The 22,722-nt window shown below is 59.6% G+C and carries 21 protein-coding genes; 16 read left to right on the plus strand and 5 right to left on the minus strand.

The features are described 5' to 3' along the window. The first annotated feature begins 6 nt into the window (after window positions 1-6). The 6 genes from BLU48_RS28700 (at window position 7) to BLU48_RS28725 (ending at window position 7,583) form a co-directional block, all read left to right on the plus strand. Window positions 7-759, plus strand: coding sequence for a gluconate 2-dehydrogenase subunit 3 family protein (locus BLU48_RS28700; protein WP_057023204.1), 753 nt, complete (start codon window positions 7-9; stop codon window positions 757-759). Window positions 760-761: 2 nt separating this feature from the next. Continuing rightward, complete coding sequence (locus tag BLU48_RS28705; protein WP_056847535.1) at window positions 762-2,546, plus strand: GMC family oxidoreductase; 1,785 nt, start codon at window positions 762-764, stop codon at window positions 2,544-2,546. 12 nt (window positions 2,547-2,558) lie between these two features. Then, complete coding sequence (locus BLU48_RS28710) at window positions 2,559-3,857, plus strand: cytochrome c (RefSeq protein WP_057023203.1); 1,299 nt, start codon at window positions 2,559-2,561, stop codon at window positions 3,855-3,857. Window positions 3,858-3,936: 79 nt separating this feature from the next. Beyond that, on the plus strand, window positions 3,937-4,995 hold the full coding sequence (locus BLU48_RS28715) for a PA0069 family radical SAM protein (RefSeq protein WP_057023202.1): 1,059 nt from the start codon (window positions 3,937-3,939) through the stop codon (window positions 4,993-4,995). Between the two features lie 226 nt (window positions 4,996-5,221). After that, window positions 5,222-5,950 carry a carbonic anhydrase gene (locus BLU48_RS28720; protein WP_043048302.1) on the plus strand — a complete coding sequence of 243 codons (729 nt, stop codon included), beginning with the start codon at window positions 5,222-5,224 and terminating at the stop codon, window positions 5,948-5,950. A gap of 85 nt (window positions 5,951-6,035) precedes the next feature. Continuing rightward, window positions 6,036-7,583, plus strand: a complete 1,548-nt coding sequence (locus tag BLU48_RS28725) for a SulP family inorganic anion transporter (RefSeq protein WP_057023201.1) — start codon at window positions 6,036-6,038, stop codon at window positions 7,581-7,583. 155 nt (window positions 7,584-7,738) lie between these two features. Here BLU48_RS28725 and BLU48_RS28730 read toward each other — a convergent pair whose 3' ends face one another. Next, window positions 7,739-8,386 (minus strand): hypothetical protein, encoded by a 648-nt coding sequence (locus BLU48_RS28730; protein ID WP_043048304.1) that lies wholly within the window; start codon window positions 8,384-8,386, stop codon window positions 7,739-7,741. Between the two features lie 369 nt (window positions 8,387-8,755). On the opposite strand from BLU48_RS28730, the gene coxB reads away from it, so the two are divergent. From coxB to BLU48_RS28750, 4 genes are all read left to right on the plus strand, one after another. Next, window positions 8,756-9,883, plus strand: coding sequence for a cytochrome c oxidase subunit II (coxB, locus tag BLU48_RS28735; RefSeq protein ID WP_057011596.1), 1,128 nt, complete (start codon window positions 8,756-8,758; stop codon window positions 9,881-9,883). 58 nt (window positions 9,884-9,941) lie between these two features. Beyond that, a complete protein-coding gene (ctaD, locus tag BLU48_RS28740) occupies window positions 9,942-11,525 on the plus strand; it encodes a cytochrome c oxidase subunit I (protein ID WP_057023200.1) in 1,584 nt (527 codons plus the stop codon). Between the two features lie 138 nt (window positions 11,526-11,663). Next, window positions 11,664-12,215, plus strand: coding sequence for a cytochrome c oxidase assembly protein (locus BLU48_RS28745; RefSeq protein WP_057023199.1), 552 nt, complete (start codon window positions 11,664-11,666; stop codon window positions 12,213-12,215). 35 nt (window positions 12,216-12,250) lie between these two features. Further along, complete coding sequence (locus tag BLU48_RS28750; RefSeq protein WP_043048310.1) at window positions 12,251-13,138, plus strand: cytochrome c oxidase subunit 3; 888 nt, start codon at window positions 12,251-12,253, stop codon at window positions 13,136-13,138. 6 nt (window positions 13,139-13,144) lie between these two features. Here the strand turns inward: BLU48_RS28750 and BLU48_RS28755 are convergent, their stop codons facing one another. Beyond that, window positions 13,145-13,348 (minus strand): twin transmembrane helix small protein, encoded by a 204-nt coding sequence (locus tag BLU48_RS28755; protein WP_046070265.1) that lies wholly within the window; start codon window positions 13,346-13,348, stop codon window positions 13,145-13,147. Between the two features lie 32 nt (window positions 13,349-13,380). On the opposite strand from BLU48_RS28755, the gene BLU48_RS28760 reads away from it, so the two are divergent. The 5 genes from BLU48_RS28760 to BLU48_RS28780 are packed head-to-tail and all read left to right on the plus strand — an operon-like array spanning window position 13,381 to window position 17,304. Next, window positions 13,381-14,145 (plus strand): SURF1 family protein, encoded by a 765-nt coding sequence (locus BLU48_RS28760; RefSeq protein WP_057023198.1) that lies wholly within the window; start codon window positions 13,381-13,383, stop codon window positions 14,143-14,145. Further along, window positions 14,111-14,695, plus strand: coding sequence for a hypothetical protein (locus BLU48_RS28765; RefSeq protein ID WP_046072616.1), 585 nt, complete (start codon window positions 14,111-14,113; stop codon window positions 14,693-14,695). The genes BLU48_RS28760 and BLU48_RS28765 overlap by 35 nt, the downstream gene beginning before the upstream one ends. Window positions 14,696-14,705: 10 nt before the next feature. After that, entirely contained in the window at window positions 14,706-15,785 is a 1,080-nt protein-coding gene (locus BLU48_RS28770; RefSeq protein WP_057023197.1) for a COX15/CtaA family protein, read from the plus strand. Further along, complete coding sequence (gene cyoE, locus BLU48_RS28775) at window positions 15,773-16,672, plus strand: heme o synthase (protein ID WP_057023196.1); 900 nt, start codon at window positions 15,773-15,775, stop codon at window positions 16,670-16,672. The genes BLU48_RS28770 and cyoE overlap by 13 nt, the downstream gene beginning before the upstream one ends. Next, window positions 16,669-17,304: an SCO family protein gene (locus tag BLU48_RS28780; RefSeq protein ID WP_057023195.1), complete on the plus strand. Its 636-nt coding sequence runs from the start codon at window positions 16,669-16,671 to the stop codon at window positions 17,302-17,304. Before cyoE ends, BLU48_RS28780 begins: the two co-directional genes overlap by 4 nt. A gap of 481 nt (window positions 17,305-17,785) precedes the next feature. On the opposite strand, the gene BLU48_RS28785 is transcribed toward BLU48_RS28780, so the two are convergent. Genes BLU48_RS28785 through BLU48_RS28795 form a run of 3 tightly spaced genes read right to left on the minus strand, consistent with a single transcriptional unit; the run spans window position 17,786 to window position 20,287 of the window. Then, the gene (locus BLU48_RS28785) at window positions 17,786-18,556 is read right to left on the minus strand and encodes a MetQ/NlpA family ABC transporter substrate-binding protein (protein WP_057023194.1); all 771 of its coding nucleotides are present in this window, start codon (window positions 18,554-18,556) and stop codon (window positions 17,786-17,788) included. 49 nt (window positions 18,557-18,605) lie between these two features. Continuing rightward, the gene (locus tag BLU48_RS28790; RefSeq protein WP_057023193.1) at window positions 18,606-19,280 is read right to left on the minus strand and encodes a methionine ABC transporter permease; all 675 of its coding nucleotides are present in this window, start codon (window positions 19,278-19,280) and stop codon (window positions 18,606-18,608) included. Further along, window positions 19,280-20,287, minus strand: a complete 1,008-nt coding sequence (locus tag BLU48_RS28795; RefSeq protein WP_057023192.1) for a methionine ABC transporter ATP-binding protein — start codon at window positions 20,285-20,287, stop codon at window positions 19,280-19,282. The genes BLU48_RS28790 and BLU48_RS28795 overlap by 1 nt, the downstream gene beginning before the upstream one ends. A gap of 265 nt (window positions 20,288-20,552) precedes the next feature. On the opposite strand from BLU48_RS28795, the gene katE reads away from it, so the two are divergent. Next, window positions 20,553-22,694 (plus strand): catalase HPII, encoded by a 2,142-nt coding sequence (gene katE, locus BLU48_RS28800; RefSeq protein ID WP_057023191.1) that lies wholly within the window; start codon window positions 20,553-20,555, stop codon window positions 22,692-22,694. Window positions 22,695-22,722 lie beyond the last annotated feature (28 nt).

The raw sequence follows: 22,722 nt of genomic DNA on the forward strand, positions 1-22,722 counted from the left end.
GTACCCATGTCTGATCAAGATCAAGACAACCCCCGGCGTGACTTTCTACGCAAATCCTTGACCTTGATCCCGGTGGTCACGGTTGCCAGCACCGGCCTTGGCGGTTCGATGCTGATGGCCACGCCGGAGCCTGCCCAGGCCGCACCGGTCAAGCCGGCCCCAAACGACAAGACCTATGAGCCAAGCTATTTCACGGCTGAGGAATGGGCATTTATAAATGCCGCCGTGGAGCGCTTGATTCCCGCTGACGCACAGGGCCCTGGCGCCTTGGAAGCTGGCGCGCCGGAATACATCGACCGTCAGATGAATACGCCATATGCCAGTGGCGCGCTGTGGTACATGCAGGGACCGTTCAATGCCGATGCAGCACCGGAGATGGGCTGGCAGAGCAAACTAGTGCCCAAGGAAATCTACCGCCTGGGTATTGCTGCGACGGATGCATGGTCGAAGGCGTTCAACGGTAAAGTTTTTGCTGCGCAAGACAGCGCTACCCGAGACGATATGCTGCGGCGCCTGGAGGCTGGCGGCAGTGAGGTCGCAGCGCATTTCGAGGCGGTGCCAGCGAAGATATTCTTCAACCTGCTGCTGCAAAACACTAAGGAGGGTTTCTTCTGCGATCCCATCCACGGCGGCAATAAGGGCATGGTCGGCTGGACCATGATCGGCTTCCCGGGCGCCCGCGCCGACTTCATGGATTGGGTAGAACGCAACGAGCAATACCCCTTTCCGGCTGTTTCCATTCGCGGCGAGAGGGCATAAACGTGGCGACTATCATGAAGAAAGTGGATGCGGTGATTGTTGGCTTCGGCTGGACCGGCGCGATCATGGCCAAGGAGCTGACGGAAGCGGGCCTCAACGTGGTAGCGCTGGAGCGCGGCCCGATGCAGGACACTTATCCGGACGGCAACTATCCCCAGGTCATCGACGAATTGACCTACAGCGTGCGTAAGAAGCTGTTCCAGGATATCTCCAAGGAGACGGTGACCATTCGCCATAGCGTGAATGATGTTGCCCTGCCCAACCGTCAGTTGGGTGCATTCCTGCCGGGTAATGGCGTAGGGGGCGCGGGCCTGCATTGGTCAGGTGTGCATTTTCGTGTCGACCCCATCGAACTGCGCATGCGTAGCCATTACGAAGAGCGCTATGGGAAGAACTTTATTCCCAAGGACATGACCATCCAGGATTTCGGTGTCAGCTACGAAGAGCTGGAGCCATTTTTCGACTATGCGGAAAAAGTCTTCGGCACCTCCGGTCAGGCGTGGACCGTCAAGGGGCAGTTGGTAGGCGAAGGTCGTGGGGGCAACCCGTATGCGCCGGATCGCTCCAACCCGTTCCCGTTGGAGGCGCAGAAAAATACGGTCTCCGCACAGCTGTTTCAGAAAGCCGCGGCTGAAGTGGGCTACAAACCCTACAACCTGCCGTCGGCCAATACTTCGGGGCCATACACCAACCCTTATGGCGCGCAGATGGGCCCGTGTAATTTCTGCGGTTTTTGCAGTGGCTACGTGTGCTACATGTATTCCAAGGCTTCACCGAACGTGAACATTCTGCCGGCCCTTCGCCAAGTGCCGAACTTCGAGCTGCGACCCAATTCCCACGTGCTTAAGGTCAACCTCGACAGCACCCAGAAAAAAGCCACCGGCGTGACTTATATCGACGCCCAGGGCCGCGAATGCGAGCAGCCGGCAGACCTGGTGATTCTTGGCGCGTTCCAGTTCCATAACGTGCGCCTGATGCTGCTGTCGGGCATCGGCAAGCCCTACGACCCGATCACCAATGAGGGCGTGGTGGGCCGCAACTTCGCCTACCAGAACATGGGCACCATCAAGGCGTTCTTCGACAAGGACACTCACACCAACAATTTCATCGGCGCGGGCGGCAATGGCGTGGCCATCGACGACTTCAACGCCGACAACTTCGACCACGGCCCCCACGGCTTCGTGGGTGGCTCGCCGATGTGGGTCAATCAGGCCGGCAGCCGGCCGATTGCCGGTACCTCCAACCCGCCGGGCACGCCGGCCTGGGGCAGCGCCTGGAAGCGCGCCACCGCCGATTACTACACCCATCAGGTGTCGATGGATGCCCACGGCGCCCATCAGTCCTACCGCAGCAACTACCTGGACCTGGATCCGGTTTACCGCGATGCCTACGGTTTGCCGCTGCTACGCATGACCTTCGACTGGCAAGAAAACGACATCAAGATGAACCGCTTCATGATCGAGAAGATGGGCAAGGTCGCCCAAGCCATGAACCCCAAGGCCATCGCGGTGTTGGGTAAAAAAGTCGGCGAGCACTTCAATACCGCCTCATACCAGACCACCCACCTTAACGGTGGCGCGATCATGGGCACCGACCCAAAAACCAGTGCGTTGAACCGCTACCTGCAGTGCTGGGATGTACACAACGTGTTTGTCCCAGGTGCCTCTGCCTTCCCACAAGGGTTGGGCTATAACCCTACGGGGCTGGTGGCAGCGTTGACCTATTGGTCGGCTCGAGCGATCCGCGAGCAGTACCTGAAAAACCCCGGCCCACTGGTTCAGGCATAAGGAGCGATGACCATGAAAGCATTCGTTATCGCCTCCCTGGCGCTCTTCAGCAGTTGCTCGGTCAGCGCTGCCGAAACCGACTTGATCAAGCAGGGTGAATACCTGGCGCGTGCCGGTGACTGCGTGGCCTGCCATACCGCCAAGGGTGGCAAACCCTTCGCCGGCGGCCTGCCCATGGAAACCCCCATCGGGGTGATCTATTCCACCAACATCACCCCGGACAAGACCGGCCTGGGCGACTATAGCTTCGAGGACTTCGACAAGGCCGTGCGCCATGGCATCGCCAAGAACGGTAGTACGCTTTACCCGGCGATGCCCTATCCGTCTTATGCGCGCGTTAGCGACAGCGATATGCAGGCGTTGTATGCGTATTTCATGAAGGGCGTTGAGCCGGTTGCCCAAGAGAACAAGGACAGCGATATTCCCTGGCCCTTGAGCATGCGCTGGCCTTTGGCGGCTTGGCGCTGGATGTTCGCGCCAGCGGTCGAGGAGCATCAGGCGCAAACCGCTGCTGATCCGGTGATCAATCGTGGTGCTTATCTGGTTGAAGGCCTCGGCCACTGCGGCGCCTGCCATACGCCTCGTGCCCTGACCATGCAGGAAAAAGCCCTGAGTGCCGCTGATGGCAACGCCTTCCTGTCTGGCAGTGCACCGTTGGAAGGCTGGATCGCGAAAAGCCTGCGCGGTGACCACAAGGATGGCCTCGGCAGCTGGAGCGAGGAGCAACTGGTGCAGTTCCTCAAGACCGGTCGCAGTGACCGCAGCGCGGTGTTCGGTGGCATGAGCGATGTTGTCGTCCATAGCATGCAGTACATGTCGCAGGACGACCTGACCGCTATCGCCCGTTACCTCAAGAGCCTGCCGGCGGTCGACCCCAAGGACCAGCCACACCAGTACGACAAGCAGGTAGCCCAAGCGCTCTGGAAAGGCGATGACAGTGAGCCAGGCGCGTCGGTGTATATCGATAACTGCGCGGCCTGCCACCGTACCGATGGCCATGGCTATACGCGTGTATTCCCAGCACTGGCGGGTAACCCGGTGTTGCAGACGGCGGATGCCACATCGTTGATCAACATCGTGTTGAACGGCGGTACTTTGCCTGCGACCCATACGGCGCCATCGACCTTCACCATGCCGGCGTTCGCCTGGCGCCTGTCGGACCAGGAAGTGGCGGACGTGGTCAGTTTCATCCGTGGCAGCTGGGGCAACAAAGGGGCGCCAGTCAATGCCAGTGAGGTGGCGGACCTGCGCAAAAGCAATATGCGCACGACCTCGGGGGATGACTTGGGGCAGGTGACGCAAAAGCGCTGACCTCCCTGGCCGCCCAACGGCACTGGTCAGAAACCTCACGCCTCGATACTGTATATAAAAACAGTATCGAGGCGTTTTCATGTCTACTGCGTTGCCGCCCCGGGGTCGGGGTACAGCCACCAACCTGCACAACCGGTTTGCACCTACTGTCAGCGTGGCTGAGGACGACGGCTGGTATCAGGAGGTGCCCGAGACCCAAGGCACCGAGGTGCGTATTGAAACGGCCAAGACCATCATCACGCGCAATAACTCGCCGGACTTGCCCTTTGATCGTTCCATCAACCCTTATCGCGGCTGCGAGCATGGTTGCATCTACTGTTATGCGCGGCCCAGTCATGCCTATTGGGACATGTCCCCGGGGCTGGACTTCGAAACCAGATTGATCGCCAAAACCAACGCGGCTGATGTGCTGGAACAGCAGCTGTCGAAGCCTGGCTACGTGTGCGCGCCGATCAACCTGGGCTCCAATACCGATCCGTACCAGCCTATCGAGCGTGAATACAAGATCACTCGGCAAACCCTGGAAGTGCTGCTGCGCTACCGGCACCCGGTGACTATCATCACCAAGGGGTCATTGATATTGCGCGATCTCGACCTGCTGACCGAGCTGGCCCGCCAACGGCTGGTGGCGGTGATGATCAGCCTCACCAGCCTGGACGATGAACTCAAGCGCATCCTGGAACCACGCACGGCGGCGCCCAAGGCGCGGCTGAGGGCGATTCGGGTTATGCGCGAGGCGGGTATCCCGGTCGGCGTGTTGTGCTCGCCGATTATTCCGATGATCAACGACAGCGAATTGGAGAGCCTGCTCGCCGAGGCTCACGCGGCCGGGGCACAAAGCGCGGCCTATATGATGCTGCGCTTGCCGTTGGAGGTTGCGCCGCTGTTCGAGGAATGGCTGGCGGCCCATTATCCTCAGCGTGCCGCCCATGTCATGAGCCTGGTGCGCCAGGTGCGCGGTGGTCAGGTGTATGACAGCCGCTTCGGTGTGCGAATGCGTGGTGAAGGGCCATTTGCGGACCTGCTGGCGCAACGCTTCAGCAAGGCGATCAAGCGCCTGGGGCTGAATCGTCGTGAAGGTTTCAATCTCGATTGTGCGGCGTTCTGCCCGCCGGGCAGGCAAATGGCATTGTTGTAGACTGATGAGTAAGACGGCACCATTAGTGTATGAGTGGTCGCGTTTTGATATCACTGAAAGCCCCGAGCTAGAGCGGTTCATTCAGTTTGAGTTAAGTTTCGACGGTTACCTTGTTCAGCGAGTGACTCATAAGTCGCCGCCGTGGGTTGTGGGGGGCTCAACTATTCCACTCGCCCGGCGTCGAATGGTGGTGAACACTCCCCTGCATTAATCAAGAGGATGAATCATGAGTGACAAGGATAAACAGCCGTTGGCTGCGTCGGCTTCAGCCCCTGGGGCGGAGTCCGCCGATGCAGCGTTGCAACATATAGTTGACGGCTTTTTGCATTTCCATCACGACGTCTTCCCCCAGCAGGAAGAACTCTTCAAGAAACTCGCTACGGCGCAGAGCCCGCGGGCGATGTTCATTACCTGTGCCGACTCGCGCATCGTGCCGGAGCTGATCACCCAAAGCTCCCCCGGCGATCTGTTCGTAACCCGTAACGTCGGTAACGTGGTGCCTCCCTACGGCCAGATGAACGGTGGCGTGTCTACGGCCATCGAGTACGCGGTGCTCGCCCTTGGCGTACAGCACATCATCGTGTGCGGGCACTCCGACTGCGGCGCCATGCGCGCGGTACTCAACCCCGACAGCCTGGAAAAGATGCCGACTGTCAGGGCCTGGTTGCGTCACGCCGAGGTCGCCAAGGCCATGGTCCATGACAACTGCGACTGCGCCAATGAAGGCGAGAGCATGAAGGTGTTGACCGAAGAAAACGTCATCGCGCAGTTGCAGCATCTGCGCACCCACCCCTCGGTGGCTTCGCGCATGGCCAACGGTCATTTGTTTATCCATGGCTGGATCTACAACATCGAGACCAGCGAAATTCGGGCCTACGATGCGGAAAAGGCAGCGTTTCGACCGTTGAACGGCACCGAGCCGATCCCGTCCGCGACGCCTAGAGCGCGCTTCTAAAACACTTCCCCGCCGGGTAAAGCGGTGGCTGCCATGGATGCAGCCAGGCTTTGCCGTGCCCGGCGAATGCCTCGGGAGAGCCATCATGCGTGCTGCTCAATTGAAAGCTGTACTGCCGCGGGAGCTGCTCGCCTCCGTGGTTGTGTTTCTGGTCGCACTGCCCCTGTGCATGGGGATCGCGATCGCGTCCGGCATGCCGCCGGCCAAAGGGCTGATCACCGGTATCATCGGTGGCCTGGTGGTGGGCTGGTTGGCAGGGTCACCACTGCAGGTCAGCGGTCCGGCAGCGGGTCTGGCGGTGCTGGTGTTCGAGCTGGTGCGCCAGCACGGCATGCTGATGCTGGGGCCGATCCTGTTGCTGGCGGGTTTCCTGCAACTGGTGGCCGGGCGTTTACGTCTGGGCTGCTGGTTTCGTGTCACGGCACCGGCTGTGGTCTACGGCATGTTGGCGGGGATCGGCGTATTGATTGTGTTATCGCAGATCCATGTGATGCTCGATGGGGCGCCCAAGCCATCTGGGCTGGATAACCTGGCAGGATTCCCGGCGGCTGTGGCTGAAGCGGTTCCGACCCTCGGCGGCGGGCTGGGTTGGCAAGCCGGCCTGCTCGGCCTGTCGACCATGTTGGTGATGTACCTGTGGGATAAATTCCGTCCGCAACGGCTACGTTTCGTACCGGGCGCCTTGCTCGGCGTGGGCCTTGCGACCGTCACCAGCCTGGTGCTGGCGTTGCAGGTCAAGCGTGTGGAAGTCCCGGAAAATCTCGCGGATGCCATCGACTGGCTGCGCCCCAGCGACCTGCTCAACCTGGCTGACCCACAGCTGTTGATCGCGGCATTCGCCGTCGCGTTTATTGCCAGTGCCGAAACCCTGCTGTCTGCCGCCGCGGTGGACCGTATGCACAGCGGTCAGCGCTCCGATTTCGACAAGGAGTTGTCTGCCCAGGGTGTCGGCAACATGCTTTGCGGCCTGGTTGGCGCCTTGCCGATGACGGGCGTGATTGTACGCAGCTCAGCCAACGTCCAGGCCGGTGCTACCACGCGTTTATCGGCGATGTTCCACGGCCTGTGGCTGCTCGGCTTTGTACTCTTGCTGTCGAGCGTGCTGCAAAGCATTCCGGTCGCAAGCCTGGCGGGTGTGCTGGTGTACACCGGGATCAAGCTGGTGGACGTCAAGGCGTTCAAGGCACTGGGGCGCTATGGGCGGATGCCGATGTTTACCTATGCGGCCACGGCGCTGGCGATCATCTTTACCGACTTGCTGACCGGTGTGCTGGTGGGCTTTGGGCTGACGTTGCTTAAACTGGCCTTCAAGGCTTCGCGATTGAAAGTCAGTCTGATCGACCTGCCTCAAGAGGGTGAGATGGAGCTGCGCTTGACGGGCGCGGCGACCTTTCTGAAAGTGCCGGCGTTGACTCAGGTGTTGTCGACGGTGCCTGCGGGGACCACGTTGCACGTGCCGCTGAGTAACTTGAGTTATATCGACCACTCTTGCCTGGAGTTGCTGGAGGAGTGGGGCCGGGCCAATGCGGCCAAGGGCTCGACGCTGGTGATTGAGGCGCGTGGGCTCAAGCGCCGATTGGAAGGCCGGGTACGCACAACGGTGGGGATAGGTTCGGCGCCGTCCGTTACCTGACGAAACCGCATCAAAATGTGGGAGGGGCGGTGCGACGGTTCGACTTGCTCCCGATTGGGGTGTGTCAGCCAAAGAGATTTTGACTGGTCCACCGCTATCGGGGGTCGAACCGTCGCACCGCCCCTCCCACATTTGATCTTTGTAAACCGGACGATTTACGCCGGCTGATCCAGCGTCAGTTCAACCCCAAGCTGGCGCGACAGGCACGGCCAGCGTTTCCATGCCGCTTCGGTGCTCGGGCTCTTCAGTGTCTCGCGGTACGCCTCGACCGACTCCAGCGCAAAGCTGTCTTCGTTAAGCATTTCATCTACCGCGTGGTGTACGGCTTCATCCAACTGGTTGGCGAATGTTTCGCCGATCAATCGGTGAGCAATCACATTGGCCACGGTGGTATCCGCGGGAATCAACGGCTGGCCGAAATGTTTGATATACAGATCGTTGACCTCCTCCACCAGACGATGGGCCAGGTAAGCCTCGTCCAGCAGGCCGTCGAGGCCCTCGTGCCCAGCCATGATCGCGGGCGGTTGCAGGAAGAAGTGTTCGGCGATTTTCAGCACCGGCTTGATTTGGCTTTCAATTCCGGCCTCGCGGGCCACGTCATTGGCAGCGTCCAGCAAATCGGGAACCAGATCGATATAAGCGGTGACAAAGCGCGTCATGACAATGTTGCTATCACCGTCAGCCAAGGAAATAGCCGAATGCAGGTGCGGCAATTGTTTTTCCAGCTGTGTGGCAAGCTGGCCAGTGCTGGCTTCGTGTTGATGGGCACGGGAAATCTGCTCGCGCAATGCGGCGGTGTTCATGAAGGCTCCAGTGAAACAGGTGTAGGAAAAGGGAGAAGATAAGGTAGTTCGTTTATACGGGCGCCTAAGACGCATTTGTCATAATTATTTCATGGTTATGCAGGTGTGTTATATCGAAATGCCATCGTTCGTCGGATAAACGTTTGCGCCCCCGGTTTTATTGGGCCCGCTGGTCTGTTTTCGCTCATTTGCCCCTACACATTGCGGGGTTGCCCTGGCTGTCTATACTCGGGTTTGTACGCAATTAGCTGATGACGCCCAACTGCATGACGCAGGCAAGGCTTGGCGGTTGTAAGCAGTATGGAAGCCGCTCCCTTCGCCGCAGGTGCAAACCGGCGGGATAACAAGAAACATAAAGGGGAACCCGCAATGACGCGACATCCACACGTTTGGATGGGCCTACTGTTGTGGTCGGTATTCGGCCAGGCGCACGCCGCCTGGACAACGAATATGGCGCCAGGGGCTACTGAAGTCAGTCACGCCGTGTTTGACCTGCACATGACCATCTTCTGGATCTGTGTGGTGATCGGCATCGTCGTGTTTGGCGCCATGTTCTGGTCGATGATCCTGCACCGCCGGTCCACGGGCCAGGTTGCGGCCAAGTTCCACGAGAGCACTACCGTGGAAATTCTCTGGACCGTGGTGCCCCTGCTGATCCTGGTGGCCATGGCCATTCCGGCGACCAAGACCCTGATCAACATCTACGACAGCAGTGAGTCGGATATCGATATCCAGGTCACCGGCTATCAGTGGAAGTGGCACTACAAGTACCTGGGCCAGGATGTGGAGTTCTTCAGCAACCTGGCCACACCCGCCGAGCAGATCCATAACCAGGCGACCAAAGGCGAACATTACTTGCTGGAAGTCGACCAGCCGCTGGTGTTGCCGGTGGGCGCCAAGGTGCGCTTCCTGGTGACCGCCGCCGATGTGATCCACTCTTGGTGGGTGCCGGCCTTTGCGGTCAAGCGCGACGCCATCCCAGGCTTCGTCAACGAGGCCTGGACCCGTATCGAGAAGCCGGGCATCTACCGTGGCCAATGCGCGGAGTTGTGCGGCAAGGACCACGGCTTTATGCCCATCGTGGTCGAGGTCAAATCCAAGGCCGACTACGACACTTGGCTCGGCGAGCGCAAGGAAGAGGCCGCCAAGCTCAAGGAGCTGACCTCCAAAGAGTGGACGCTCGATGAGCTGGTAGCCCGTGGCGACAAGGTCTACCACACCACCTGCGTGGCGTGTCACCAGGCTGAAGGCCAAGGTTTGCCGCCGATGTTCCCGGCGCTCAAGGGCTCGAAAATCGCCACCGGCCCAGCAGCCGATCACTTGGGCATCGTCTATCACGGCAAGCCCGGTACCGCGATGGCAGCCTTCGGCAAACAACTTTCGGAAGTGGATATCGCCGCTGTCGTGACCTACGAGCGTAACGCCTGGGGCAATAACAAAGGCGACATGGTCACGCCCAAAGACGTGCTGGCTCTGAAGCAGGCGGAAAGCAAATGACTACTTTCGTTGCGAATGCCTTGAATCGCCCCGCTGACTCGCTTGCAGGAGAACGGCCATGAGCACTGTGATCGACCATGGTCATGCCGACCATGCCCACGGCCCCGCCAAAGGCTTGATGCGTTGGGTGCTGACCACCAATCACAAAGACATCGGCACGATGTACCTGTGGTTCGCCTTCACCATGTTCCTGCTCGGCGGCTCGTTCGCCATGGTGATACGTGCTGAGCTGTTCCAGCCGGGCCTGCAGATCGTCGAGCCGGCGTTCTTCAACCAAATGACCACCATGCATGGCCTGATCATGGTGTTCGGCGCAGTGATGCCAGCCTTTGTCGGGCTGGCAAACTGGATGATCCCGTTGATGATCGGCGCGCCGGACATGGCCTTGCCGCGCATGAACAACTTCAGCTTCTGGCTGCTGCCGGCGGCATTCCTGCTACTGGTGTCCACCCTGTTCAGCCCCGGTGGCGGGCCGAATTTCGGCTGGACCTTCTATGCGCCGCTCTCCACCACCTACGCACCGGAGAGCGTGACGTTCTTCATCTTCGCCATCCACCTGATGGGCATCAGTTCGATCATGGGGGCGATCAACGTGGTTGCCACCATCCTCAACCTGCGCGCGCCGGGCATGACTCTGATGAAAATGCCGCTGTTCGTGTGGACCTGGCTGATCACCGCGTTCCTGCTGATTGCGGTGATGCCGGTGCTGGCGGGCTGCGTGACCATGATGCTGATGGATATCCACTTCGGCACCAGCTTCTTCAGCGCGGCTGGCGGCGGTGACCCGGTGCTGTTCCAGCACGTTTTCTGGTTCTTCGGCCACCCTGAGGTGTACATCATGATCCTGCCGGCCTTTGGTGCCGTCAGCTCGATCATCCCGACCTTCTCGCGCAAGCCGTTGTTTGGCTACACCTCAATGGTCTATGCCACCGCCAGCATTGCGTTCCTGTCGTTCATCGTGTGGGCGCATCACATGTTCGTGGTAGGCATTCCGCTGGTGGGTGAGTTGTTCTTCATGTACGCCACGCTGTTAATTGCCGTGCCCACGGGGGTGAAGGTGTTCAACTGGGTCAGTACCATGTGGCAAGGCTCGCTGACGTTTGAGACGCCAATGCTGTTTGCGGTCGCCTTTGTGATCCTGTTTACCATCGGCGGCTTTTCTGGGCTGATGCTGGCTATTGCCCCGGCGGACTTCCAGTACCACGACACCTACTTCGTGGTGGCGCACTTCCATTACGTACTGGTGCCCGGCGCGATCTTCGGGATCTTCGCCTCGGCCTACTACTGGCTGCCGAAATGGACCGGCCACATGTACGACGAAACCCTGGGCAAGTTGCACTTCTGGCTGTCCTTCGTGGGCATGAACCTGGCGTTCTTCCCCATGCACTTCGTGGGGCTGGCCGGCATGCCGCGCCGGATACCGGACTACAACCTGCAGTTCGCCGACTTCAACATGGTCTCGTCCGTGGGCGCCTTTATGTTCGGTGCTACGCAGATCTTCTTCCTGTTCATTGTGATCAAGTGCATCCGTGGCGGCGCGCCGGCACCGGCCAAACCATGGGATGGCGCCGAGGGCCTGGAATGGAGCGTGCCCTCGCCCGCGCCGTACCACACCTTCACCACGCCGCCGGAGGTCAAATGAACAAGTCACCGCTGATCCCCTGTGGGAGGGGGCTTGCCCCCGATAGCGGTGTGCCAGCCGACATCATTATTGGTTGTGAGGCAGCAATCGGGGGCAAGCCCCCTCCTACACTTTCCTGGTTCGTCTCGGGTGATTGTCATGTCTGAGTCTGTGCCGATCAAACGCCTGGTCATCCGCCTGCTGATCCTGGTGCTGGCGATGTTCGCCTTCGGCTTCGCCCTGGTGCCGATCTACGACGTGATGTGCAAGGCGTTCGGCATCAACGGCAAGACCGCTGGGCAGTACGAGGGTGAGCAAATCGTTGACCCGTCGCGCCAGGTGCGGGTGCAGTTTCTGTCAACCAATGCCATCGACATGGTCTGGGAGTTTCATTCCAAGGCCGATGAAATCGTGGTCAACCCCGGGGCGGTCAACGAGATGCTGTTCGTGGCCTACAACCCCACCAATAAGCCGATGACGGCCCAGGCGATCCCGAGCATTTCCCCGGCCGAAGCGGCGATGTATTTCCACAAGACCGAATGCTTTTGCTTTACCCAGCAGGTGCTGCAGCCAGGCGAGCGTATCGAAATGCCGGTGCGTTTTATCGTCGACCGCGCCATGCCCAAGGATGTGAAGCATTTGACCCTGGCGTACACGCTGTTTGACATCACTGCGCGGCAAGCGCCGGTGGCCGCGAACAGCGGCGGCTAGCTACTGTTTGCCCCCTCAATCAGGAGAGCGAATACATGTCGACTCATGATACGTACTACGTACCAGCGCAAAGCAAATGGCCGATAATTGCCACGATTGGCCTGCTGGTCACCGTGTATGGCCTGGCCGTATGGTTCAACGACTTAAAGGCGGCGCGCCCGGAATCCCATGGCCCGTGGATCTTTTTCGTCGGCGGGTTGTTGCTGGCCTACATGCTGTTCGGCTGGTTCGGCGCGGTAATCAAGGAAAGCCGCGCCGGGTTGTACAGTGCGCAGATGGATCGCTCGTTTCGCTGGGGCATGACCTGGTTCATCTTTTCCGAGGTGATGTTCTTCATCGCCTTTTTTGGTGCGCTGTTCTATGTACGCGTGTGGGCGGGCCCCTGGCTGGCGGGCGAAGGCCCCAAAGGCATCGCCCATATGCTGTGGCCGAATTTCGAATTTGCCTGGCCGCTGCTCAACAACCCCGATCCCAAGCTCTACCCTGCGCCCAAAGGCACCATCAGCCCTTGGGGCCTGCCCTTGGTGAACACCATTTTGCTGGTGAGCTCCAGCGTGACTATCACCATCGCCCACCATGCCCTGCGTAAAGGTCATCGCGGTGCGCTGAAGATCTGGCTGGCGATCACCGTGCTGCTTGGCCTGGCGTTTCTCGGTTTTCAGGCTGAGGAGTACATCCACGCCTATAAAGAGCTGGGCTTGACCTTGGGCTCTGGCGTGTACGGCGCAACCTTCTTCATGCTCACGGGGTTTCACGGTGCCCACGTGACCATCGGCACCATCATTTTGTTTGTGATGCTGATGCGCATCCTGCGCGGGCATTTCAACGCCGAGCATCAGTTTGGTTTCGAGGCGGCCAGTTGGTATTGGCACTTTGTGGATGTGGTGTGGATCGGGCTGTTTTTCTTCGTCTATGTGCTGTGAGGTGGTTTACCACGGCACATGAGAGACCAGTTGGCCGCTGAAAAAGCCCCAGGCGATCAAGCCCACGGTGATCACGGCCAGTACCACGCGCACGGTCAAGGCAGTGACGAGGCGGTTGGAATTGCCCTCGTCCTTGACCAGGAAGAACAAGCCACTGAACAGGCTCACGACAGTCGCGATCAGCATCAGGGCAATGGCTGCTTTGAGCATGGTTTGGCTCCAGGGCTATAGGGGGAGGGGCGATGAGATCCAGTATAGCCAGTGCCGTGCAGCGCTTTCGTCCGGGTATCGCGCCGACGCTGGTGGTGCTGGTGTTGCTGCCATTGATGGTGAGCCTGGGATTCTGGCAACTGGCTCGAGGACATGAAAAACAGCTGCTGGTGGACAGCTATGCCGAGCGCCGCACCGCCGAGCCGGTGAACAGCGTGCAGCTCAACGACATGGCCGATCCTGCCTTTCGCCGCGTCCATCTTCGTGGTCAATTCGATGCCGAGCACAGCGTGCTGCTGGACAACCGTATGCGCGACGGCAAGGCGGGTGTCGAGCTGCTGCAGCCCTTCCACGACCAGGCCAGCGGCCTATGGTTATTGCTCAACCGCGGCTGGCTGCCATGGCCTGACCGGCGTACACCCCCGGCTTTTTCCACCCCCGGGCAGGCACTGAATCTCGACGCCTGGGTGTACGTCGCCCCCGGCGAGACTTTCCAGCTGCATGCCGACCCTGCGAGCGCGCAATGGCCACGTCTGCTCACAGCGCTGCACCCCGCCGCGCTGTGGGACGAGTTGGGGCGTAGCGGTTTTGCCTACGAACTGCGCGCTGAAGCGGGTCCTGGTACGTACGACACCACTTGGCCAATCGTCGCCATGGGCCCGGAAAAACACTTGGCCTATGCGGTGCAGTGGTTTGCCATGGCACTGGCGTTGCTGGTGCTTTACCTCTACTTCGGATGGCACAACAAAAAGGAGAAGCCCCATGGGAGCGGCCATGAATCCACCCAACATGTCTGAGGTGCCTGACCGCCGCAAAGGTCGCTGGCAACTGGTCCTGATCCTGCTCATGGTGGTCGGCCCGATGGTGCTGGCGACCCTGATGTACAAGCTGCAATTCTGGGTTCCAGACAGTCGCAGCTACCATGGCGAACTGATTGGCAACGGCCAGACCCGTGCCGACATCGGCGTACAGGCAGATGAAGATCGCTGGCAACTGCTGGTTACTGCCCCTGCCACGTGCGCTGCCGATTGCCAACAATTGGTCTACCTCGCTCGGCAACTGCAGATCGGCCTCGGTCGCGACGCCTCCCGTGCCAGCCACGCCCTGGCCAGCGCGCAGCCTGTCGCTGCGCAATACGACGCCAAGCTCAAGGCCGAATACCCACAACTGCAGCGTTACCCGCTGGATCTGCCGACCTTTACCAAGAGCGCTGCCGCCCCCGGCGAGGCGCAACTGTGGATCGTCGACCCCCACGGCAACCTGGTGCTGCGCTACGACGCCAAGGTCAAGGGCAAGGACTTGCTCAACGACCTGCGCCTGCTGCTGAAACTATCAAATATCGGATAAGGGCATCGTCATGGCCAAGCCTGGATTTCGCCTCGCGCTGTTTGCCACGTTACTGGCGCTGATTGTCGTACTGCTCGGAGCCTACACGCGCCTGACCCACGCCGGCCTGGGTTGCCCGGATTGGCCGGGTTGCTATGGTTTTATCAGCGTGCCCAACAGCGAAGCCCAACTGGCCCATGCCGAACTGCATTTTCCCGACACACCGGTAGAGGCTGACAAAGGCTGGGCCGAGATGACCCATCGCTACTTCGCTGGCAGCCTGGGGCTATTGATTGCGCTGTTGGCGGCGCGCTCGTGGAGCCATCGGCGTGACCCGGGCCAGCCGGTGAAATTGCCCTTGTTTGTGTTGGCGGTGGTATTTGCCCAGGCCGCCTTTGGGATGTGGACGGTGACCTTGAAGTTGTGGCCGCAAGTCGTCACCGGGCACCTGTTGGGTGGTTTTGCGACCTTGAGCCTGCTGTTTTTGCTGACCCTGCGTTTATCTGGCGTGCTGCCGGCGCTGATCGTGCCCAAGCGCCTGCAATATTGGGCGACGGCGGGCTTGGTGCTAGTGATCGGGCAGATCGCGCTGGGTGGTTGGGTCAGTTCCAACTACGCGGCCGTGGCCTGTGTCGATCTGCCGACCTGCCACGGCCAATGGTGGCCGGCGGCGGATTTTGCCAATGGGTTTCACCTGACCCAGCACATCGGCCCCAATTACTTGGGTGGTCAGCTCGACAGCGAGGCTCGCACGGCGATCCACCTGACCCATCGCATCGGCGCCGTACTGGTGACCCTGGTGCTTCTGGGCCTGGCCTGGCAACTGCGTGTCGTGGGCATGACGCGGCTGGCGGGTTTGCTGTTGATCGCCCTGGCTGCGCAAATCAGCCTGGGGGTGAGCAATGTGGCTTTCGGCCTGCCGTTGCCCGTGGCGGTGGGGCATAACGCGGGCGGAGCGGCGTTGTTACTGACTCTGGTGCTGGTCAATTACCATGCGCGTACCAGCCTGGTCCGGGTTCGCCACCAGCTACCGTTCGGCTGGCGTTTCAGCCCGCGCAAACAGGTTTCCGGCCTGATCACCCTTAAAGGAGAGATGCCATGGCGACCTTGATCGGCGCACGTCACGCTCAGGCAATCTGGCGTGACTACCTGGAGCTGACCAAGCCGAAAGTGGTGGTGCTGATGCTGATCACCTCGCTGGTGGGCATGTTCCTCGCCACCCGCGCCGGGGTGCCCTGGACGGTGCTGGTGTTTGGCAACCTGGGCATTGCCCTGTGTGCGGGCGGTGCGGCGGCGGTGAACCATGTGGTCGATCGGCGGATTGATGCGGTGATGGCGCGCACCCACAAGCGACCGTTGGCCGAGGGGCGTGTGTCACCCATTGCAGCACTGACCTTTGCATTGGTTCTTGCTGTTGCCGGCTTGGCCCTATTGCTGGCGTTCACCAACCCGCTGGCAGCCTGGCTGACGCTGGCCTCGCTGCTCGGTTACGCAGTGATCTACACCGGTTTTCTCAAGCGCGCGACGCCGCAGAATATCGTCATAGGTGGCCTGGCCGGTGCTGCACCGCCGCTGCTGGGTTGGGTTGCCGTTACGGGGCATGTCAGCGCCGAACCCTTGCTGCTGGTACTGATTATCTTCGCCTGGACCCCGCCACACTTCTGGGCCCTGGCCATCCACCGCAAAGAGGAATACGCCAAGGCTGATATCCCGATGCTGCCGGTCACCCATGGCGAGCACTACACCAAGGTGCATATCCTGCTGTATACCTTTGCTTTGCTGGCGGTGAGCCTGTTGCCCTACGTCATTCATATGAGCGGCTTGCTCTACCTGGCTTGTGCCTTGGTATTGGGAGCGCGCTTTCTGCAATGGGCCTGGGTGCTGTACCGTGGCAGCAAGCCGCACGCGGCGATCAACACGTTCAAGTACTCTATCTGGTACCTGTTCCTGTTGTTTATCGCCCTGCTCGTAGACCACTACCTACTGTTGAACCTATGACTCGAACTCAAAAAACCGTCTTCATCCTCGTGGCCCTGGTGGCGTTGATCATGGGCCTGACCGTTAACAAAGTGCTCTCGGGCAAAGGTCAGGGCGACCCCACTGCGCTGATCGACGCCGGCATTATCCTGCTGCCGCAAAGCCGCCAGTTACCGCCGGTGAGCATGACCAACCAGGACGGCCAGCCGGTGCTGGTCAATGAGTTGAAAGGCAAGTGGAGCCTGCTGTTCTTTGGCTACACCTTCTGCCCGGATATTTGCCCGACCACCCTCGCCCAACTGCGCCAGATCAAGAGCGAGCTGCCCAAAGAGGCTGTGGATAAGTTTCAGGTGATCCTGGTCAGCGTCGATCCGAACCGCGATACCCCGACTCAGCTCAAGCAATACCTGAGCTACTTCGATCCGCAATTCGAGGGCCTGACCGGCGCTACTGTAGAGGATGTGCAGAAGGTCTCGAATGCCGTGAGCATTCCCTTCATTCCGGCGGATACCAGCAAGCCGAACTACACCGTGGATCACAGCGGCAACCTCGCGCTGATCGGCCCGGACGGTACCCAGCGTGGGTTTATCCGTGCGCCGCTGAACAACCAGAAGCTGGTAGCGCAGTTGCCAGGGTTGCTACAGCGCAAATAAAGACAACACAAAGCAAATGTGGGAGGGGGCTTGCTCCTGATAGCTGTGGACCAGTCAGCTCATGCATCGACTGACACTCTGCTATCGGGAGCAAGCCCCCTCCCACATTAGGATTTGTGCAAAGTTTAAAAAAGTGTGGTGTCGGACATTTCCTGCATGTTGTCGCGCTTTGCGTGAACTTGTTGGGTGGTGCTTGTGTGGCTAGTCTTTGGCCTGTCGCTGCAAATTCAGTGACAGGGTGTGGAAGCCCTTATATCGTTAGGCGCACAAAGCGCCACCTAGTGTCAGGCGCTTTTTCTTGCCTGTGTTTTAAGGTGGCTGTGCGTTGGCTTGATCTCACAAGCGGCGCAAAACAAATGTGGGAGGGGGCTTGCTCCCGATAGCGGTGGACCGGTCAGCTCATGCATCGACTGACACTCTGCTATCGGGGGCAAGCCCCCTCCCACATTTTGATCTTCAGTGTTTGGGAGATTGGGGCGGCTCAGAACGCTGGCTTGATCGCGCCTTTGTACTTCTCTTCGATGAATTTTTTCACTTCAGGCGTGTGCAGGGCTGCAACCAGCTTCTTCACCGCGTCCGAATCCTTGTTGTCTTCGCGGGTCACCAGGATGTTCACGTAAGGCGAGTCGCTGCCTTCGATTATCAGGGCGTCCTTGGATGGATCCAGCTTGGCTTCCAGGGCGTAGTTGGTGTTGATCAGCGCCAGGTCGACCTGGGTCAGCACGCGTGGCAAGGTGGCGGCTTCCAGTTCGCGGAATTTCAGGTTTTTCGGGTTCTCGGTGATGTCCTTGATGGTCGACAGGATGTCGGTCGGGTCCTTCAGGGTGATCAGGCCGTTCTTGGCCAGCAGCAACAGCGCACGACCGCCGTTGGTGGCGTCGTTCGGGATCACTACGTTGGCACCGCTTGGCAGCTCTTCCAGTTTCTTGTACTTGCTGGAGTAGGCGCCAAGGGGTTCCAGGTGCACGCCGCCAACGCTCACCAGGTGAGTGCCCTTGGCCTTGTTGAACTCATCCAAGTATGGCTGGTGCTGGAAGAAATTGGCGTCCAGGCGCTTTTCAGCGACTTGCACGTTGGGCTGCACGTAGTCGGTAAAGACTTTGACCTGCAAGTCCACGCCTTCTTTGGCAAGGGCAGGCTTCACGAATTCGAGAATTTCCGCGTGAGGCACCGGTGAGGCCGCGACCTTGATAGTCTCGGCATGGGCAGAAAACGCGGCAACGGCAGCGAAGGCAACCAGTAGTTTTTTCATCCAGCAAGCTCCTTGTTCGGGCATCTGCCGGCTGGGCCGGCAATGGCCGTTATTTTCGAGAAAAATGCACCACCAGCCTGTCGCCGACGGTTTGTAGAATTTGCACCAGGATCAACAGCATCACCACTGTGACCACCATCACATCGGTCTGGAAGCGCTGGTAGCCGAAACGGATCGCCAAGTCACCCAGCCCACCGGCACCGACGACGCCAGCCATGGCGGTGTAGGAAACCAGCGTAATCGCTGTCACCGTAATCGCTGCGAAAATGCCGGGACGGGCTTCGGGCAGCAGGGCGTTGGTGATGATTTGGCGCGTGCTGGCGCCCATGGATTGGGTGGCTTCGATGATGCCACGGTCCACTTCGCGCAGGGCGGTTTCCACTAGGCGCGCAAAGAATGGTGTGGCACCGACGACCAGTGGCGGAATTGCTCCGGCGACACCCAGCGACGTGCCGGTGATCAGTACGGTGAACGGGATCATCACGATCAACAGGATGATGAACGGCAGCGAGCGCAGGATGTTTACGATCAGCGACAGCAGCGCGTACAGGCCTTTTTGTTCGTACAGTTGGCGCGGGCTGGTCAGGAACAGCAGCACGCCCAGGGGCAAACCCAGCAGCACGGTGAAGAACAGCGAGCCGAACAGCATAATCATGGTGTCGCCGGTGGCGAGCCAGATTTCGGACCAGTCGATATTGGCAAAGAAACTCAGGAAAACGTCCATCAGCGCAGGACCTCCATGTGAACGTCTGCGGCGGTGAAGCGCGCAAACGCGGCATCCATGTCACCGCCAGTGACGGCGAGGGTCAGTTGCCCGTAAGGGATGTCTTTGATGCGGTCGATACGGCCGGCAAGGATGCTGTAGTCCACGCCCGTTTCCCGGGCGACAGTACCCAACAATGGCGCGTAGGTCGCTTCGCCCTGGAACGTCAGGCGCACGATGCGACCTGGTACATGGGCGAAGTCGTCATGCTGCTCGCCTTCGTCGACCTGTTCGGCTTCTTGCACGAAGCGTTTGGTAGTCGGGTGCTTGGGGTGTAGGAACACGTCCGCCACCGAGCCTTGCTCGACGATCACGCCGGCGTCCATCACGGCGACCTGGTCGCACACGCGGCGGATCACATCCATTTCATGGGTGATCAGCACGATGGTCAGGTTCAACTCCCGGTTGATCTCGGCCAGCAGTTGCAGGACCGACGCGGTGGTTTGCGGGTCGAGGGCGCTGGTGGCTTCGTCACACAGCAAAATCTTTGGCTTGGTCGCCAGGGCGCGGGCAATGCCGACGCGCTGCTTCTGGCCACCGGACAACTGGGCCGGGTACTTCTTGGCATGGTCCGACAGGCCGACGCGCGCGAGCAGTTCGGCGACGCGTTGGTCGATGGCCTTACGCGACAGCTCACCGGCCAGGGTCAGCGGCAGCGCCACGTTGTCGGCGACGGTCTTGGACGCCAGCAGGTTGAAGTGCTGGAAGATCATGCCGACCTGCTGGCGGAAACGGCGAAGGCCGTTGGCGTCCAGGGCGGTGACTTCTTCGCCATCCACGCTGATCTGACCACCGCTGGGCTCTTCCAGGCGGTTGATCAGGCGCAGCAGGGTGCTTTTACCTGCACCCGAATGACCAATCAGGCCAAACACCTGGCCGTTCTCGACGCGCAGGCTGGTGGGGTGCAGTGCGGGGATATCCTTACCGGCGACGCGGTAGGTTTTATGAACGTTTTGAAACTCGATCACGTAGCGAACCTTGTGGGGCGCATTGAAAAGGGATCAGCGGTTAGCCGGGCGCGCATTTTAGCCTGTCCGTATAGCGTTTCTTAGCATTTATTTCGCATTCATCCAGTCATTTGGCAATAACGCGATCAAAGGTCATAAAAAAGGAACGGTGCAAAACCGCGTCAGTCACTACTTAAGCAACTCGATTTCCCAGGTGCCGTGTCTGGGGTTTTGCTCAAACGAGCCGGGGACCGCTCTGGCCACTTTGAATAAGGAGTTTTGACTGATGAGTATCAACAAGCCAGCCACCCCGCCTAAGAGTGAACTCGCGGGTACCGATACAGTGGATCGTGGCAACACCAACGCCAAGCTGCAGGCCCTGGAAGAATTCCGTTCCGATGCGACCGGCCAGGCCCTGCGCACCAACCAAGGCGTAAAGATTGCCGATAACCAGAACACCCTCAAAGTCGGCGCCCGCGGCCCGTCGCTGCTGGAAGACTTCATCATGCGTGAAAAAATCACGCACTTTGACCATGAGCGTATCCCGGAGCGCATCGTGCATGCTCGTGGTACTGGCGCCCACGGCTATTTCCAATCTTATGAAGACCATTCGGCGCTGACCAAGGCTGGTTTCCTGCGTACCCCGGAGCATAAGACCCCGGTGTTCGCGCGATTTTCCACGGTGCAAGGACCGCGTGGCTCTGGCGATACCGTACGTGATGTACGTGGCTTTGCCGTGAAATTCTTCACCGAGGAAGGCAACTTTGATCTGGTCGGCAACAACATGCCGGTATTCTTCATCCAGGACGCGATCAAGTTTCCCGACTTTGTACATGCGGTAAAACCTGAACCCCACAACGAGATTCCTACCGGTGGCTCGGCCCACGATACGTTCTGGGATTTCGTTTCGCTGCAGCCGGAGTCGGCGCACATGGTGATCTGGGCCATGTCTGACCGGGCCATTCCGAAGAGCCTGCGGGCCATGCAGGGGTTTGGCGTGCACACCTTCCGCCTGATCAATACCGAGGGCAAATCCAGCTTCGTCAAATTCCACTGGCGGCCGAAGGTAGGCACCTGCTCCCTGGTCTGGGACGAAGCGCAGAAACTTGCCGGTAAAGATACCGATTACCACCGTCGTGACCTGTGGGAAGCGATTGAAAGCGGTGACTACCCTGAGTGGGAACTGGGTGTGCAGATTGTGGCGGAAGAAGACGAACACAAGTTCGATTTCGACCTGCTTGACCCGACCAAGATTATTCCCGAGGAATTGGTGCCGATCACGCCGCTGGGCAAGATGGTGCTCAACCGCAACCCGGATAACTTCTTCGCTGAGGTAGAGCAGATTGCGTTCTGCCCGGGCCATATCGTGCCGGGCATCGACTTTACCAACGACCCGCTGCTGCAAGGCCGTCTGTTTTCCTATACGGATACCCAGATCAGCCGTCTGGGCGGGCCGAACTTCCACGAGATCCCGATCAACCGACCTGTGGTGCCTTTCCATAATGGCCAGCGTGATGCCCAACATCGCACGGTCATCGACAAAGGCCGTGCTTCGTACGAGCCGAACTCGATCGACGGCGGTTGGCCGAAAGAAACCCCGCCTGCGCCACAGGACGGTGGCTTCGAGACCTATTACGAGCGTGTCGACGCTAACAAAGTGCGCGAGCGCAGTGAGTCGTTTGGTGATCACTTCTCCCAGGCCACGCTGTTTTACAACAGCATGAGCCACCACGAGAAAGAGCACATCATCGCGGCCTATAGCTTCGAGTTGGGCAAGGTGGAGCGTGAGTTTATCCGTGCGCGCCAGGTGAATGAGATTCTGGCCAATATCGATCTGGAACTGGCCAAGCGCGTTGCGCAAAACCTGGGCGTGCCGGCGCCGACCAAAGGCACAGTCCCTGCGCGTGAGACATCGCTGAAAGAATCACCAGCGTTGAGCCAGGTGAACTTGCTGTCGGGTGATATCAAGACGCGCAAAGTGGCGATTCTGGCGGCTAACGGCGTTGATGGTGCGGCGATTGATGCGCTTAAGGCCGCGCTGGAGGCTGAAGGCGCCCATGCCAAATTGCTGGGGCCGACGTCGGCGCCTGTGACTACCGCAGATGGCAAGACGCTACCGGTAGACGCTTCGATGGAAGGCATGCCGTCCATTGCCTTTGACGCGGTGTTTATCCCGGGCGGTAAGGAGTCGGTGAAGGCGTTGAGCGGCGATGGTGTGGCGTTGCATTACGTACTGGAAGCGTACAAGCACCTCAAGGCGATTGCGGTGGCCAGTGATGTGAAACCGTTGCTGGACTTGCTGAAGCTGGAAGCGGATGCGGGGTTGATCGTGGGCGCTGATGCCAAGGCGTTCAAGGCGTTCTTTGCTGCGATTGCTCAGCATCGGGTGTGGGAGCGGGAGCCGAAATCCAAGGCGATTCCGGCCTAAACTCAGGGTTGTTAGTTAGATCGTCATC

Source organism: Pseudomonas synxantha (assembly GCF_900105675.1).
GTDB lineage: Bacteria > Pseudomonadota > Gammaproteobacteria > Pseudomonadales > Pseudomonadaceae > Aquipseudomonas > Aquipseudomonas synxantha.

Excerpts from the sequence above, each read along its gene's own strand:
- BLU48_RS28700 (WP_057023204.1), top strand. The coding sequence starts at position 7 with ATGTCTGATCAAGATCAAGACAACCCCCGGCGTGACTTTCTACGCAAA.
- BLU48_RS28710 (WP_057023203.1), top strand. The coding sequence starts at position 2,559 with ATGAAAGCATTCGTTATCGCCTCCCTGGCGCTCTTCAGCAGTTGCTCG.
- BLU48_RS28715 (WP_057023202.1), top strand. The coding sequence starts at position 3,937 with ATGTCTACTGCGTTGCCGCCCCGGGGTCGGGGTACAGCCACCAACCTG.
- BLU48_RS28720 (WP_043048302.1), top strand. The coding sequence starts at position 5,222 with ATGAGTGACAAGGATAAACAGCCGTTGGCTGCGTCGGCTTCAGCCCCT.
- BLU48_RS28725 (WP_057023201.1), top strand. The coding sequence starts at position 6,036 with ATGCGTGCTGCTCAATTGAAAGCTGTACTGCCGCGGGAGCTGCTCGCC.
- BLU48_RS28730 (WP_043048304.1), bottom strand. The coding sequence starts at position 8,386 with ATGAACACCGCCGCATTGCGCGAGCAGATTTCCCGTGCCCATCAACAC.
- coxB (WP_057011596.1), top strand. The coding sequence starts at position 8,756 with ATGACGCGACATCCACACGTTTGGATGGGCCTACTGTTGTGGTCGGTA.
- ctaD (WP_057023200.1), top strand. The coding sequence starts at position 9,942 with ATGAGCACTGTGATCGACCATGGTCATGCCGACCATGCCCACGGCCCC.
- BLU48_RS28745 (WP_057023199.1), top strand. The coding sequence starts at position 11,664 with ATGTCTGAGTCTGTGCCGATCAAACGCCTGGTCATCCGCCTGCTGATC.
- BLU48_RS28750 (WP_043048310.1), top strand. The coding sequence starts at position 12,251 with ATGTCGACTCATGATACGTACTACGTACCAGCGCAAAGCAAATGGCCG.
- BLU48_RS28755 (WP_046070265.1), bottom strand. The coding sequence starts at position 13,348 with ATGCTCAAAGCAGCCATTGCCCTGATGCTGATCGCGACTGTCGTGAGC.
- BLU48_RS28760 (WP_057023198.1), top strand. The coding sequence starts at position 13,381 with ATGAGATCCAGTATAGCCAGTGCCGTGCAGCGCTTTCGTCCGGGTATC.
- BLU48_RS28765 (WP_046072616.1), top strand. The coding sequence starts at position 14,111 with ATGGGAGCGGCCATGAATCCACCCAACATGTCTGAGGTGCCTGACCGC.
- BLU48_RS28770 (WP_057023197.1), top strand. The coding sequence starts at position 14,706 with ATGGCCAAGCCTGGATTTCGCCTCGCGCTGTTTGCCACGTTACTGGCG.
- cyoE (WP_057023196.1), top strand. The coding sequence starts at position 15,773 with ATGGCGACCTTGATCGGCGCACGTCACGCTCAGGCAATCTGGCGTGAC.
- BLU48_RS28780 (WP_057023195.1), top strand. The coding sequence starts at position 16,669 with ATGACTCGAACTCAAAAAACCGTCTTCATCCTCGTGGCCCTGGTGGCG.
- BLU48_RS28785 (WP_057023194.1), bottom strand. The coding sequence starts at position 18,556 with ATGAAAAAACTACTGGTTGCCTTCGCTGCCGTTGCCGCGTTTTCTGCC.
- BLU48_RS28790 (WP_057023193.1), bottom strand. The coding sequence starts at position 19,280 with ATGGACGTTTTCCTGAGTTTCTTTGCCAATATCGACTGGTCCGAAATC.
- katE (WP_057023191.1), top strand. The coding sequence starts at position 20,553 with ATGAGTATCAACAAGCCAGCCACCCCGCCTAAGAGTGAACTCGCGGGT.